The 13,930-nt window shown below is 41.1% G+C and carries 11 protein-coding genes; 7 read left to right on the top strand and 4 right to left on the bottom strand.

What is annotated here, in order from left to right; genetic code table 11:
- Positions 1-500 precede the first annotated feature (500 nt).
- Positions 501-1,934: a sensor histidine kinase gene (locus tag AC5JL8_RS14265; protein WP_495880422.1), complete on the bottom strand. Its 1,434-nt coding sequence runs from the start codon at positions 1,932-1,934 to the stop codon at positions 501-503.
- Between the two features lie 326 nt (positions 1,935-2,260).
- Here AC5JL8_RS14265 and ppk1 point away from each other — a divergent pair, with 326 nt between their 5' ends.
- Positions 2,261-4,471 carry a polyphosphate kinase 1 gene (gene ppk1, locus AC5JL8_RS14260; RefSeq protein ID WP_495880502.1) on the top strand — a complete coding sequence of 737 codons (2,211 nt, stop codon included), beginning with the start codon at positions 2,261-2,263 and terminating at the stop codon, positions 4,469-4,471.
- A 157-nt stretch (positions 4,472-4,628) separates the two neighbouring features.
- Entirely contained in the window at positions 4,629-5,045 is a 417-nt protein-coding gene (locus tag AC5JL8_RS14255; RefSeq protein ID WP_495880421.1) for a response regulator, read from the top strand.
- Between the two features lie 144 nt (positions 5,046-5,189).
- Here AC5JL8_RS14255 and AC5JL8_RS14250 read toward each other — a convergent pair whose 3' ends face one another.
- A complete protein-coding gene (locus AC5JL8_RS14250) occupies positions 5,190-5,372 on the bottom strand; it encodes a hypothetical protein (RefSeq protein WP_495880420.1) in 183 nt (60 codons plus the stop codon).
- Between the two features lie 199 nt (positions 5,373-5,571).
- Between AC5JL8_RS14250 and AC5JL8_RS14245 the strand changes: the two genes are divergently transcribed.
- Positions 5,572-6,120 carry a DUF2854 domain-containing protein gene (locus AC5JL8_RS14245; protein ID WP_495880419.1) on the top strand — a complete coding sequence of 183 codons (549 nt, stop codon included), beginning with the start codon at positions 5,572-5,574 and terminating at the stop codon, positions 6,118-6,120.
- A 163-nt stretch (positions 6,121-6,283) separates the two neighbouring features.
- On the opposite strand, the gene AC5JL8_RS14240 is transcribed toward AC5JL8_RS14245, so the two are convergent.
- Positions 6,284-6,544, bottom strand: coding sequence for a CRR7 family NDH-1 assembly protein (locus tag AC5JL8_RS14240; protein ID WP_495880418.1), 261 nt, complete (start codon positions 6,542-6,544; stop codon positions 6,284-6,286).
- A gap of 1,054 nt (positions 6,545-7,598) precedes the next feature.
- On the opposite strand from AC5JL8_RS14240, the gene AC5JL8_RS14235 reads away from it, so the two are divergent.
- Positions 7,599-8,621, top strand: coding sequence for a GGDEF domain-containing response regulator (locus tag AC5JL8_RS14235; protein ID WP_495880417.1), 1,023 nt, complete (start codon positions 7,599-7,601; stop codon positions 8,619-8,621).
- A gap of 207 nt (positions 8,622-8,828) precedes the next feature.
- Here AC5JL8_RS14235 and AC5JL8_RS14230 read toward each other — a convergent pair whose 3' ends face one another.
- Positions 8,829-10,034, bottom strand: coding sequence for a histidine kinase (locus AC5JL8_RS14230; RefSeq protein WP_495880416.1), 1,206 nt, complete (start codon positions 10,032-10,034; stop codon positions 8,829-8,831).
- 126 nt (positions 10,035-10,160) lie between these two features.
- On the opposite strand from AC5JL8_RS14230, the gene AC5JL8_RS14225 reads away from it, so the two are divergent.
- From AC5JL8_RS14225 to AC5JL8_RS14215, 3 genes are all read left to right on the top strand, one after another.
- Complete coding sequence (locus tag AC5JL8_RS14225; RefSeq protein WP_495880415.1) at positions 10,161-11,657, top strand: hypothetical protein; 1,497 nt, start codon at positions 10,161-10,163, stop codon at positions 11,655-11,657.
- 135 nt (positions 11,658-11,792) lie between these two features.
- On the top strand, positions 11,793-12,899 hold the full coding sequence (locus AC5JL8_RS14220) for a glycosyltransferase (protein WP_495880414.1): 1,107 nt from the start codon (positions 11,793-11,795) through the stop codon (positions 12,897-12,899).
- A 63-nt stretch (positions 12,900-12,962) separates the two neighbouring features.
- Complete coding sequence (locus AC5JL8_RS14215; protein ID WP_495880413.1) at positions 12,963-13,832, top strand: LPS biosynthesis glycosyltransferase; 870 nt, start codon at positions 12,963-12,965, stop codon at positions 13,830-13,832.
- Positions 13,833-13,930 lie beyond the last annotated feature (98 nt).

Genomic DNA, 13,930 nt, shown 5'->3' with positions numbered 1-13,930 from the left:
AAGTGAGGTAAAGGCCCGTCTGGCGCACCGTAAGTATTGGCAACCCTAAAGTCGAATTCTTTCGGATTGACAACATTGGGAACATCTTTTTGGTTGCCGTAGGCATTACCTGTAAACTCGGCATTAATGTAATGGTTTTGATTCAAGTAGTCTAAATGTCCCAAGAAGTCTGCTACTGATATTTGTCGATTTCCAAAGTCGGCCTCAGTAAACTTAACTTCGTGCATTCCTGTGCCAGTTTCACTAATTTTCTTAAGTAAAACATAGGCAATATCTTCTTTGATAGTAATTGGCATTTAACCTCCGATAAAGCTTTCACAGTTGCATTTTCCCAACCAAAAATGACAGTTTATATCACTACTCAGTGAAGTATCAGGAGTAGGTATATCAAACTGTTGGCAGTTAGATTAATGGCTCATAACTGTAAGTGTTGCTATATAAGTTAGTAGGTAAAGTTAACTATTTTCATCTGTCACAGGAAACAAATATCGAATATAAAATTAAGACTCAAGAGTTATTGGTAAAGTGACGGTAAAAGTTGAGCCTTTGCCAAAGCTGCTTTCAACTTGAATCTGACCTTGGTGATGTTCAACAATAGCTTGGGCGATCGCTAGTCCCAATCCTGTACCTGTAGAACTTTCTGCGATCGTATTCCCAGCCTTATGGGTACGTGCTGGATCTACCCGATAAAAACGGTCAAACAAGCTTGGTAGCGCTTCCAAGGGAATACCAATTCCATTATCAATCACCTTAATTTGCAACTGAGCATGGCTGTAACGTAGCCCAGCAACGCGATTGATTCCTTCTAAACGTGCCAATTCTACATTCACCCGTCCACCAGATGGAGTGTACTGTAAAGCGTTGCTAATCAAATTAGTGAACAGTCGTACCAGTTGATCCCAATTACCGATAAGCGTGAACCAATTTTCTAACAATTCAGGGTTGGTTTCCGACGTTGGCGGATCAACCAAGTCCAAACAGAGGGTAATTTCTTTTTCAGTGGCTAAAAGTTGTTGTTCTTCCAGAACTTCCATCAGCAAAGCATCCATTGGACAAGAAGAAAAATCATCTTTGCTGCTACCGCTATCCTGCCGTGCTAGAAACAGTAAATCATTAACTAACTTACCCAACCGTTGAGTTAACCGTTCCACTACTTTTAATTGTTGCCGATAATTGAAAGAAGTAGTAGCTTCTGTCTCTGCTAACTCTAACTCCGCAAGGGCAACTTGCACATTAGTTTGAATCAAAGTAATCGGACTTCTGAGTTCGTGGGAAGCATCAGCGGTAAATTGTTTGAGGCGTTGGTAGGAATCACCTACTGGTTCCATTGCTTTACCGGAAAGAAACCAACCGCTTGCTCCTACGGATAGCACCATTAATCCTGTACCCAGTGCTAAATCAAAAATCAATTGACGACTGGGTTTGGTAACTTCAAACCAGGGATGGCTAACGCGCAGATATCCCAATACTTGACGTCCCACTTCCACCCGTTGTGTGACTTGTCGCAATAATAATGTTGAGTCTCCCCTGTCTCCCTTAAATACACGCACAGTTTCACCAGTGCGGTTAGTATGAATGGGAATATTTAGAGGTGTGGAGAGAGTTGACCAAATTAATTGCCCAGTAGGGCTAAACCATTCTAGGTCAATGTGATCATCTTCTACAGTGTCAGCCTCGTCATGAAAACTAGCTTCTACATTAATCCGGAATTTATCAGCATCGGTGTTGACTGGCTCAACCACAAGTGTAGATGCACACCGACTTGTCGTTAGACATCGTTCTACTATCTCGACAACATGATTTAAGGTGTCGTCAATCCGCTCAATCAGCGTACTACGAACATATAAATATACTCCACTAGCAAATACTAGTAGTAATACAGCAGTTACCGCAGTGTACCAAAGGGCAAGACGGCGACGAGTAGCTTGAAACATAGCTGTGAATTGAGATTTCTTTAAGATTTCTAACGCAAGTTAAGGATGTTGATTACTTAAGTTGTGAGTGCTGAGGAGCCAGTGCGTTGCGGGGGTTCCCCCCGTTGTAGCAACTGGCGTTGCTGAGTGCTAACAGGCAATAGGCGATAGGAAACTCCTTGTCCCCCTTCGGGTTCGCAGTCGCCTGCGGGAGGGTTTCCCTCCCGCAGCGCTGTCTCACCTTGTCTCTTTGTCCCCAGTCCCCAATCCCCTTGTTACCCTATTTCATTTACTATGTTTATTATTCTCCAGTTGAATGGGCTGCATCTGTCTGCCCTGAGGTCATGATGGCAAAATCCAAGAAGAGCACTACTCCCATCAATCTGAGTGATCCCCAGTACTATATCAATCGAGAGTTAAGTTGGTTGGAGTTTAATAGTAGGGTATTACATGAAGCCTGCGACCAGCGAACGCCACTTCTGGAACGACTCAAGTTTTTGGCTATCTTCACCTCCAACTTGGATGAGTTTTTCATGGTGCGGGTTGCAGGCTTAAAGCAACAAGTAGAAGCGAAAGTCGGCCAATTAAGTCCTGATGGTCGCACACCACAACAACAGCTAGATGATATTAGGTTTACCCTTAGTCCTCAGGTAACCAAACAGCATCAACATTTTGAGAAAGTACTACGACCCTTACTGGCAAATCATAAAATCCATATCTTGGATTACATAGATTTGACTGAGAAACAGCGAAATTATCTGCAAAACTACTTTGAAGAACAAATTTTTCCGGTTCTGACTCCCTTAGCGGTTGATCCCAGCCACCCCTTTCCCTTCATTTCTAACCTCAGCCTCAATTTAGCAGTAGTGGTGAAAAACCCCGAAACTGAAGAAGAACTATTTGCCAGAGTTAAAGTTCCTAAAGTTTTACCGCGATTTTTACCTTTACCGCCAGAGTTAGGAATTCAGCACAACGGTCAACCTGCCTACTGGACAGGAGTACCTTTAGAACAGGCGATCGCTCATAACTTGGATTTCCTATTTCCGGGTATGAATATTCAGGAATATCACCCGTTCCGAATTACCCGTGACGCCGATTTAGCATTAGAAGAAGATGAAGCAGACGACTTGTTATTGGCGATCGAACAAGAACTGCGAAAACGACGTATGGGTGGTACACCAGTACGCTTAGAAATTCAATCCCAGACCCCCGAAGCAATACGTTCCCGGTTGCTGCAAGATTTGGAATTAACAGAAAGCGATGTTTATGAAGTAGATGGTCTTTTGGGACTGCGAGATTTGATGTACTTTATGGCATTGCCACTACCAGAACTCAAAGATCCACCACGACAGTCAGTAGTGCCTACCCGCTTGCAATGGCTTAGGGAACCAAGTGTAGAACCAGATGCCCTAGAGTTAGAGGAAGGAAAAGACTTTTTTGCAGTAATTCGAGAGAAGGATTTGCTAGTACACCATCCTTACCAATCCTTTTCGTCAACGGTGGTGCGCTTTATTACTCATGCCGCCCATGACCCGAATGTCTTAGCCATCAAGATGACCCTTTACCGCACTTCTGGAGATTCACCCATCGTCAACGCTTTAATTGCTGCTGCCGAAAATGGCAAGCAAGTATCTGCACTGGTGGAATTAAAGGCGCGATTTGATGAGGAGAATAATATTTACTGGGCAAGGCGTTTAGAAAGAGTCGGGGTTCACGTTGTCTATGGTCTAGTGGGGCTGAAAACCCATTGTAAAACCATTATGGTAGTGCGGCGAGAAAAAGACCGTATGCGTCGCTATGTGCATATTGGCACTGGTAATTATAATCAAAAAACGGCACGTCTTTATACAGATTTAGGATTGTTCAGCTGCCGCGAAGAATTAGGTGCAGATATTACCGATTTGTTTAATTTTTTGACGGGCTACTCTCGACAAAAATCTTATCGGGAAGTGCTAGTTGCTCCTGTAAATATGCGCGATCGCTTTTTGGCACTAATTAATCGTGAAATCGAAAATACTAAAAATGGATTTTCCGGGCGCATCGTTGCCAAAATGAATGCCCTAGTCGATCCGCAAATTATTGCCACTTTATATGAAGCTTCTCGTGCCGGAGTGCAAATTGACCTGATTGTTCGGGGTGTTTGTTGTTTGCGTCCAGGGTTAAAAGACATCAGTGAAAACATCCGCATCATCAGCATAGTCGGCCGCTTTCTGGAGCATTCGCGCATTTATTATTTCTATAACAATGGTCAAGAAGAAATTTATATTGGTAGTGCCGATTGGATGCGCCGCAACCTAGATCGACGGGTAGAAGTAATTACCCCCATAAAAGACCCAGATATTGCTAAGGATTTGCAAGAAATATTAGGAATTATGTTGGCAGACAACCGCCAAGCTTGGGAGTTACAACCTAATGGTAGTTACATACAACGGCGCCCCTGTGATGACGCCCCAGAAGCCAATTCTCAAAAAACTCTTATAAATATGGCATTACGCTCAACTAGCCTGGCATCAACTTTAATTGATCCAAAAAAGAATTCTTTTCATCTTGACAATTAGCTTAACTAGGTATTTTTAGAAAACTTTAATGTTTTACAAACTTAACTAAAATTTCTTTGCCATATCTACACACATTATTCAACCATAGGATAGAGTAACTGCTAGTACTTGTTACCTTAAACTATAAGGGTTGTTGTAGCTTGTTTATTTCCCTTGAATGTTAATGTTGTCCTGTGAGTCTTCTACCTTGCGTGTTCTAGTCGTTGATGATCACGAACTGACTCGTTTAACCCTACAATTAGCCTTTTCTTGCCAAGAAAATATCCAAGTAGTTGGTTTAGCTACTAATGGTCAAGAAGCTATAGAAATGGTTAAACGTTGCCGCCCTGATGTGATTGTTCTAGATTTGCAAATGCCAGTTATGGATGGTTGGAGTGCGTCTAGTCATATTAAAGCTATCTCTCCCAACACTCAGATACTTGCTTACTCTTCAGTGGAAGATGCGAATCTTCACCAGACAAAAGCAATGCCTAGCTTTGATGATGTTTGTAAAAAGGATGTACCTACAACCGAACTAATTGCTTTGGTCAGGCAGTTAGGACAACGAGGAGGAGATGGCTCATCTGTAGGATAAATGATACGGCACAGTTATTGGAATAACCCAGCAAGGTTCAATTCTGGGGACTTAAGGACAGTTTATTACTTAAAGGCGTCGGTAGACCGTCAATTTACGGTTCTACCGACGTAGTTTTTAATTTTTACTAATGTCTAGTTAAGCTTAATTGCTTTCCGTTTCTGGAATTGTGCGTCTAAATTCATCAATTAACTCATCCATTTCTTCTAAAGCTTGATTCACATCAATTCTTAAAGTTCCTAGATTTGGTTGCTCTAGCAGACTTAGTAGGTACTCGCGTTTGCTCTGAATTACGGCAATGCGTTCTTTTATAGTCTGTATATCCATTGTTTTTTGCAGCCTTTAAGTATGTTCAAATTTAAAATTAACGCAAAACAAGGCGAGACGGGTTCAATTTGTAGATTAATCTAGGCTTTTGGGGCAATACATTCATTGAGTAGCTTTAGCCAAGGCTCTTCCCTAACTTGTGGTTTATACCTGATGATAATAAAACTAAGGTTTTAAGAATTTATACAAACCCAAGATTATGTTACGCCAAATTTCTTTGGGAACACTCGGTTTAAGCATCGGTAGTATATTGACTCTTGTTGGCTTCGTAGCTTACGCCGCCGATAATGCCACACTTAATCTTGTAGGATTTTTTTACGGATTTCCTCTATTGCTGGGAGGATTAGCGCTTAAAGCTAATGAACTCAAACCCATCCCTTTTAGCCAAGCTACTACACCAGCAGTGTTGTTATTGCGAGACCAACAAGCAACTGTCACCCAAAATAAAATTCGTAAAGATATCACCCGATATTGTTACGGTCAAGATGCCCATCTCGATAGAGCACTCTCTTACTTAGGTCTTGGTCAGACAGACGAACAAAGGCCAGTAATCACAGGATTACAAGAAAGAGAAATTAATGGGGCTTACGCTTTAATTTTAGAATTTAATTCGCCTTTGATACCAATTGATATTTGGCAGCAAAAGCAGGAAAAAATGACTAACTATTTCGGCCCTGGAGTAGAAGTTCAAATAAAACAGTTAGATGACAACAAAATTGAATTAGCATTAATCACTACGAAAAACTAGCCTCGCAGGACTTTGAGTATCTAGCCTCCCCCCTTTAAAAGGAGAACCAGCGCCGTGCTAAGGCATTCGAGTCTTGGTGATTTACCAGCTTGAGGCGACTGGCGTAAACTAGAGAGGATCAAAAAATAAATATTTGATCCTTCTCAAACATCCTCTAAAGAAGTTACTTTTCTAAGCGTACTGCATACCACTGCAAATATTTGCCTGGTCCTATATCCAATGAGCAAGTAGTATCGATCAAATACTTAGCTTGGTCTTCCACTACATCAAATTTTTGTAAATCAGGTGGCAAATCTTGAAAATTAAGTCCTTCTAGAACTATCTTGAGCTTGTCCAATAACTCTGAGGCAGTAAGGAATTGTTCTGGTTGGTTTGTTTCTAGGACAACAAAATTGTCCTGCATATACATTAAAGAATTGGGCATTTTATTTTGGTTATTTATGTTGACTCTAAACTTCTGGCTACTTCTTGTAAAAATACACAAATATCATGCACTAATTGCGAAGGATTTATAAATTTGTCTTGGATTGAGTATCGACATATGTTTTAAAAACTTTAAGGTTTTGGTTAATTTAGCTATCAAATTAATATTTATAATAAAATACTACTTATTTTTTTAAGATATATCTATAACAATACTTATGTTAACAAACCATCTACCTTTTTGAAGCTGGATAAGTAGCTCAGTTTGTAAGTCAGGAATTCTACTTGACCCAATAGCTTGCACTCTACCTTTTATTAATCTGATGAATTAGCTCTAAAGTCGGAAAAGCTTGCTGAAAGGACTGAATAGTTTTGTTCTGTCTGTTAAGAAGATTTACAATGAGATATTTTCTGAGCGTATTTTGGCAATTACGCTTTTCTTCCTTAGTGTCAAAAATTACTGCGTAATTAAGGAATCAAGCTGAGTATTTGAAGTTTTCTGATAAATGGCAATTCGACTTTAGTAGTAGGGAAATATAAGTAATAACATTTATTACTATGCCTATAGCTAGACAAAATGATAACAATTGCCTTTATATTTCAAATAAATTGTCTATGCAACTTAACCATCTGCGATTTGCTTGGGTGAGAATTATCAAGCATTCTATTCTCCGACAGCAGGATAAAGTTTTGCTGCCAGTTTTGGCATTGATGAGAGAGCAAGCGTCCCTATTGTTTAGCAGCACAGCCTTTTTTCAGGAAACTCTAAAAGCTCGCTGCGTAGATAAATTGTTCAACCTAAGATTGGTATTACAGGAGATGCAACAAACGGGTACATCAAAAAGCTGCTTATTACTAGCTTCTATAAATCCGCTCATTTCTGGGCAATCATGGTACACCAAACACATGTTTTCCCTATTTATCTTCTCTTTGATCGCCTGTCAACTAGAATTCTGAATACGATAAAAACTATCGCTTACAGGCGATTTGGTTAGGGGGCAGGTTTTCTTAGACTCGCCCCTAGTTATGCTCTCATTTTGTGTGGAACGCAATTCATGTCAGGCATAAGCCCATTTTCTCTTTCTAAGCAACCGCCACTGATTTTAGTGGCTGATGATGACAAGACCATCCGAGTGCTGTTGCGTAAAGCTATGGAACAAGAAGGCTATCGAGTGGTCGAAGTGAATGATGGTAAGCAGTGTTTAGATGCTTACCAGACAATTAAGCCGGATATCGTTTTGCTTGATGCGGTAATGCCTGTGATGGATGGCTTTACATGCTGTCAGCAGTTGCTGAAGATTGCTAGAAATAATCTGATTTCAGCTCTAGCAACTTTTGACACTGACTCTGCTCTAGGTAATACTGTAATCTCAAAGCTATGGGAGCGCACTCCTATATTGATAATTACATGCTTGGACGATGAAGACTCGGTAAACCGTGCCTTTGAAGTAGGGGCAACAGATTACATTACCAAGCCTATTCACTGGGCTGTTTTGCGCCAGAGGTTACGACGACTCCTACAACAAGCCCAAGTCTACAAACAATTGGAGGCGGCCAATCAAGCTTTGCAGCATCTGGCTAACGTGGATGGCTTAACGGGGTTAGCTAATCGTCGCCGCTTTGACGATTATCTTAATACTCAGTGGATTAATTTAGCACAGGAGGAATTGCCTTTATCCTTAATTTTATGTGATATAGATTTTTTTAAATTTTACAATGATAATTATGGTCACCCAGCTGGGGATCTTTGCTTACAAAAGGTGGGTACTGTGTTAAGTGGTAAAGCACAGAAAAATCATGATTTAGTAGCACGTTATGGCGGAGAGGAATTTGCTGTAATTATGCCTAATACCCATGCACTTGGTGCAGCTCACGTTGCTGGGGCAATGCAAGCTGGAGTGAGAGATTTGCAAATTGTTCATGATGGTTCTGCTGTTAGTCAGTATGTCACCCTGAGTATGGGGGTGGCAACTATGGTTCCCAGCTGGGAATCTTCACCTTTAGATTTGATTGTTGCAGCAGATAAGGCACTTTACCAAGCCAAAGCAGAGGGGCGTAATCGTATTATTCTCAGGTAAGTGAATTTTGTAAAATATTAGAAATATAGTTAAATAATTCAAAATTTAAAGGCAAAAAATTCAAATTTTGTGGGCATTCTGGCATTTAAAGTTACACGATTTAAATTTTAAATTTATGACAAATTTAACACTGATCTGCGGTTTTAAGTGATTAGGGATTAAAGTATAAGTACGAATTTTTATAAGTCTATCCAAGCTTAATCAATACTAAGACGGATAAACCGGCAAAGTGAAGTGGAACCATGCTCCGCCATTGGGTACAGAGTCTACCCAAATTTGTCCATAGTGTGCCCGAATTATACGTTGGCATAAACAAAGACCAATGCCATAACCTTCTGTACCCTCGTCTCTTTGCAAACGAAAATGGTTTTCAAAGATGCGATCGCGGTTTTCATAAGGAATTCCTGGCCCGGTGTCGCCAATACTGAACTGAACTTTTTGAGTAGTCCGGTGCAACCCAGCAACACTAATTTTGCCCCCAGCAGGGGTGTATTTGATGGCGTTGTCCAGCAGGTTGACTAGCACTTGCTGTATGCGCTCCGGATCGGCATACACATAAGGCAAATCTTTAGGGATATCTGTTTCTATCTTTTGGGATTTGGCATTGTAGCGATCGCGCAATTCTTCTAGTACATCTAGACAGAGTTTGCCGATTTGCATTTTTTGGGGTACGATTGGTAGCTCAGTATCATTTCCCCTGCCTACCTGCAAAAGATCCGTAATCATACGGTCAATTGTCTTGGTTTGGCTGCGGGCTTGTTTTAATAAGTGCGCTGTCATTGCCGGTTTCAAGCGCTGGAATTCGCCTGTCTCAGTATTATAGTTCGATTGAAGAGTTTCTATAGCGATCGCGGCAGCAGTTAAAGGATTGCGGAGGTCATGCGCCAGCATAGCAATTACCCGGTCTTTAAATTGCAACTGCTCTTGAAGTTTCTCTTGTTCCTGTTTCAAACGAAAAATTTCGTCAGAGAGGCGGATGAGTTCGGCGGAAACAGCAACTGAACTAATTGTAGATTTAGGTGATGCTAGGCGGCTATTGTCGTCTATACGTTCTTGTAAGCCTTCCTGTAATTTCAAATAAGTATCTACACCGGCTTGCCAACGCGGCCACCAGTTTTTCAATTGAGCGATGATGTTACTCCCAGCGATGATTTGCCTGGGTTCTGGGTGGATTTTGATTAAAGCTGGCGTTGCTACTAATTTAAAGTGTTCCGCCAAATGGGGTTGTTGTCCGACATCAATAATTTGAAGTTCAAATTGATACCCAGCCTGCAATTCTGTTAAGTAAGCACGTATTCGCTGAACCTGTTGTCGGGACTTGGGGCGTCCATCGACAAACAGCAACAGCTGGAGTGGAGCCTCAGAATAGCTCGGCTGATCTTGGGAAACTGGCATGTAATCGTGTTTCAGCACTGGTAACAACCCGGCGACGCTTTACAGAAACTAAAATGGACTGACGCTTGTCGGTGGTCGTTCTTTCTTTTCAATTTAATATCTATTTTAGATTTTTCATACTCTTCTCAGAACAAGGTTTTTCACATGAGATGCATCTTTTTCAGCTTTTTACTTCCTTTTTGCTTAGGTTCTGTTCCAGGTAATACTCAAACGCATCATTATAATGCCCAATATTACCCAAATCAAAATTTAAAAGCAGAATCTGCCAGTGAAAACTTTTATACTATGGCAAGTCTGCTGGTGCAAGAGCAAATAAATCTAATTGCTCGGATTGAGCAAGCTATTGCCTCACCTGATGTGAATCGGATGCGATCTGTCCGAGGACAACTCACTGTCCATACCAAGTTTGTAGAGAACTTTCTCAACAGTCAATACAAAAGTCCTAAAACCTTGTGTAACTCAAGAGCAGACTTCGCTACTAATTCCCCTTTAGGCGAGCAGTTAACTGAGTCACAATTAAAAATTTACTGTTCTTTGTATGCTTCTAGCCAGGAATTATTAAAACTTTCTCCAGTGCTAGATCGCTTGTTATCTCGTCGAGGTGAATTAGCCTTAGTTAGACAATTACCCTTAGTGACTGGCGAACGCCAATTAGATCCTGTGCTTTCGATTGCGCCAGTGCAGCGTCCTAACCTCGGCAAACTGGCAGTACCCTTTTCTACACAAGAACCGAATTTAACTTCACCCGCACTACCAATTATTGGTAGGACTGCGAAAACAGCCATAGCTGACTATGTACCGCCTCTGCAACCAGCGATCGCACCACCACAAGAAGCACTCAATATTGTGGCATCTGCCAAGAAACTCTTGACTACAGCACAGGTAGAATTCCCCTCAGGCACTCGATTTACAGATCCTGGGGAAACTTCTGCGATACTTGAGCGCTTTAGCTACGACATCGACCCCCAAGAACCACAAATTTACACTAAGTTTCTGGAATTGCCTGGTACTGGTATTTTCCGCGTATTACCTGATTTGGCTTACCATCGTCCACCGAATACTCTCCAGAATCGATTGCAAGCTAGTGTCAGCGAACGTTATCCTTTCCCCTCTTTGGGCAATACTAAAGGCGGATTTACTCCAAGTCTAACACTTCAGATGGTTGGAGAACGTTTTCAGTTAGAGCATCCAGGAGTAGATTACAGTTTCATGGTGGATCTGGGCGATGTTCCCCTAGATAAGTTGGATAATAGGCTGCAAGCTGTTGCGCGATCTACACGAGAATTCTTTCTCAACTACCAGCCTCCTAAGAAGTTAGATGATTTACAAGTAGAAAGGCGGCGATTCCTCACTGGCAAAGACCAGAACTGGAATTTAAGTACAGTAATTTTAACTAATGCTAAAGCCGAATTAAACCACACTTATTTGGTGCGATCGCTACAATTTCAACTACCAGAGATCATGTTGAGTGGCACACAACTTGCTCGACAAGCACCCAGCACTTTAGAGCAATTACAACAGATGCACAGCAGTGACATCATCTTTGCCTTTCGTCCAGTTCGTCGCCGTTCTGATGGTAGCTACACGGTTCTTTGGCGAGTTCTAAATCAGTTTCCCGAACCACAATTATCAGATTACTAATTTTTTTTAGTTATCTATAATACCAAAAATGAAAAATTGCTATAACTTTTTTCTATTAAGGCTGTATTCCTGACAATGTTACTTCGACGGCATTTCAGGGAACTTTATAACTGTAAGTTCTCAGACAAAATTACTATGCCTGCCAATTCACCCCATGTTGCTATATTCTTACGCTCCCTCTCAGGTGGCGGAGCTGAACGGAGTATGGTGAATTTGGCACAAGGCTTTGTTGATCAAGGCTTGAGAGTAGATTTAGTGCTTACTAGATCTGATGGCCCTTACTTATCAGATGTGTCGTCTAAAGTACGGATTGTAGATTTGCAAGCTCCAAAGCTGCCAACCAGTCTGCCTAAATTGATGAACTACTTACGGCAGAATCAACCAATAACCCTACTTTCGGCGCTACACTATCCTTGCGAGATTGCTTTATGGGCTAAGTATCTCTCTAGAATGTCCACAAGAGTAGTAGTGTCGGAGCACAATACACTTTCCCAAGAAGCAAAACGCTTACCACAGCTTACAGCACGTCTAACGCCTTTAACATCACGGCTTTTTTACCCGTGGGCAAATAGTATTGTAGCGGTTTCTCAAGGGGTTGCAAAGGATCTGTCTCAGGTAACAGGATTACCTCCAGAAAAAATTCAGGTTATTTACAATCCAATAATAACTCCTGAAATTTTGAAACAGGCGAAAGAACCTGTAGAACATCCTTGGTTTCGCTCTGGAGAACTACCAGTAGTGTTGGGTGTAGGGCGTTTAATGGAGCAAAAAGATTTCCTCACCCTCATCAATGCTTTTAATTTAGTACAACAGGTTATACCAGCTCGGCTGGTAATTTTGGGTAGTGGAACTGAGCGTTCTCGTCTTGATGCACGAGTGCGAGAATTAGGCTTAAAAAATCATGTGGCAATGCTTGGTTTCCAGAAAAATCCATATGCTTATATGGCTCAAGCAGATGTGTTTGTGTTGTCTTCAGCTTGGGAAGGTTTTGGAAATGTACTTGTAGAAGCGATGGCTCTGGGAACTCCAGTAATTTCCACAGACTGCAAGAGCGGGCCTGCGGAAATTCTTAATCATGGTAAGTACGGTTCGCTAGTTCCGGTGGGTAATAGTGAAGCTATGGCAGAGGCAATTTTAAATGTATTATCTGGAAAATTTCCATCAGTTGATTTAACTTGGCTTGAACAATTTACTTTAAAAGCATCAGTATCCAAGTACATTCAGGTACTCAACATCAACTAAATATAATATTTAAAACATAATTTTAATATTGGTCATACTATTGCAATCCTTAATTCTATTAATATGAAGACTATTGAATTGGCAAATACTAGGCACAAGCATAATGAAAATCATCTTATTGCCTGCATTACTAGAGTCTTGTTGATTGCCTACAAAGAATCAACTCAGCAGCTTGAAGAAGTATTGATCACAGAAGGCTTCCAACCCGAAGTTCTTAGGCAAGAAACTAAAGCGGAATTTCAGGAATTTTCTCGTAGTTACCTGTGTCTAATGAACCACAGACGAGCCTGGGAAATAGCTACTCAAGAGGCTAAACCTACAATCATTATTGAGGCAGACTTCGTTCCAGTAGTTAATTTTGGCAAGTTACCTCTACCGTTTAATCCTAACCACGGTGATGTTGGAATTAGCTGGTTATATACCTGTGCGCCGCAACTATACAGTGTTGCATCTGATGGCTATGGTGAAGGGTTTTCTGCTTCAACAGTCGCTTATATTGTGACTCCACAAAGTGCCCGTTACTTACTAGAACTAGTAGATGAGATTAACGCGAAAGTGGGAGCCAGTAACTATTCAAGTTGGGACTCTACTATTGATTCTTTTCTCCGCAACAAAAATTTGAAAAACTATATTCCTTGGCGGAACTATGGCGAACATGGAGGTTTACCCAACCCTGAGCATTACCAAAACAATCTTAGCAAAACTCACCGTGCTGACGTTCTTTACGGCAAACTTGCCTTTATGCCCTTGTATGCTGATAGTGAAAAGGGTGGAACGCTAAAGTTTCTCTGGGTGAGACTTCAAGCACGCCTCAAAGGAATTGCTCGTTTAATAACTGGACGTTTTCTACGTGTAAAAGTTCTCCAATTTTCTCACGTACCCGCTAGGCTACTAACCTTTGCAGTTTTCAGACATTTAACGTTGTATATATAGAACCAGAGAAACATATAGCGGTTTTCATTTGAATAAAGTACAGATTTATCTGTGTTAATCGGTGTTTATCTGTGGTTCGATAATTCCTTAATGTATTA

The organism is Mojavia sp., from assembly GCF_059505145.1.
Note: the sequence above shows the minus strand (reverse complement) of the source record. Positions and strands in the feature narration are given on the sequence as shown.

Excerpts from the sequence above, each read along its gene's own strand:
- AC5JL8_RS14265 (WP_495880422.1), bottom strand. The coding sequence starts at position 1,934 with ATGTTTCAAGCTACTCGTCGCCGTCTTGCCCTTTGGTACACTGCGGTA.
- ppk1 (WP_495880502.1), top strand. The coding sequence starts at position 2,261 with ATGGCAAAATCCAAGAAGAGCACTACTCCCATCAATCTGAGTGATCCC.
- AC5JL8_RS14255 (WP_495880421.1), top strand. The coding sequence starts at position 4,629 with ATGTTAATGTTGTCCTGTGAGTCTTCTACCTTGCGTGTTCTAGTCGTT.
- AC5JL8_RS14250 (WP_495880420.1), bottom strand. The coding sequence starts at position 5,372 with ATGGATATACAGACTATAAAAGAACGCATTGCCGTAATTCAGAGCAAA.
- AC5JL8_RS14245 (WP_495880419.1), top strand. The coding sequence starts at position 5,572 with ATGTTACGCCAAATTTCTTTGGGAACACTCGGTTTAAGCATCGGTAGT.
- AC5JL8_RS14240 (WP_495880418.1), bottom strand. The coding sequence starts at position 6,544 with ATGCCCAATTCTTTAATGTATATGCAGGACAATTTTGTTGTCCTAGAA.
- AC5JL8_RS14235 (WP_495880417.1), top strand. The coding sequence starts at position 7,599 with ATGTCAGGCATAAGCCCATTTTCTCTTTCTAAGCAACCGCCACTGATT.
- AC5JL8_RS14225 (WP_495880415.1), top strand. The coding sequence starts at position 10,161 with ATGAGATGCATCTTTTTCAGCTTTTTACTTCCTTTTTGCTTAGGTTCT.
- AC5JL8_RS14220 (WP_495880414.1), top strand. The coding sequence starts at position 11,793 with ATGCCTGCCAATTCACCCCATGTTGCTATATTCTTACGCTCCCTCTCA.
- AC5JL8_RS14215 (WP_495880413.1), top strand. The coding sequence starts at position 12,963 with ATGAAGACTATTGAATTGGCAAATACTAGGCACAAGCATAATGAAAAT.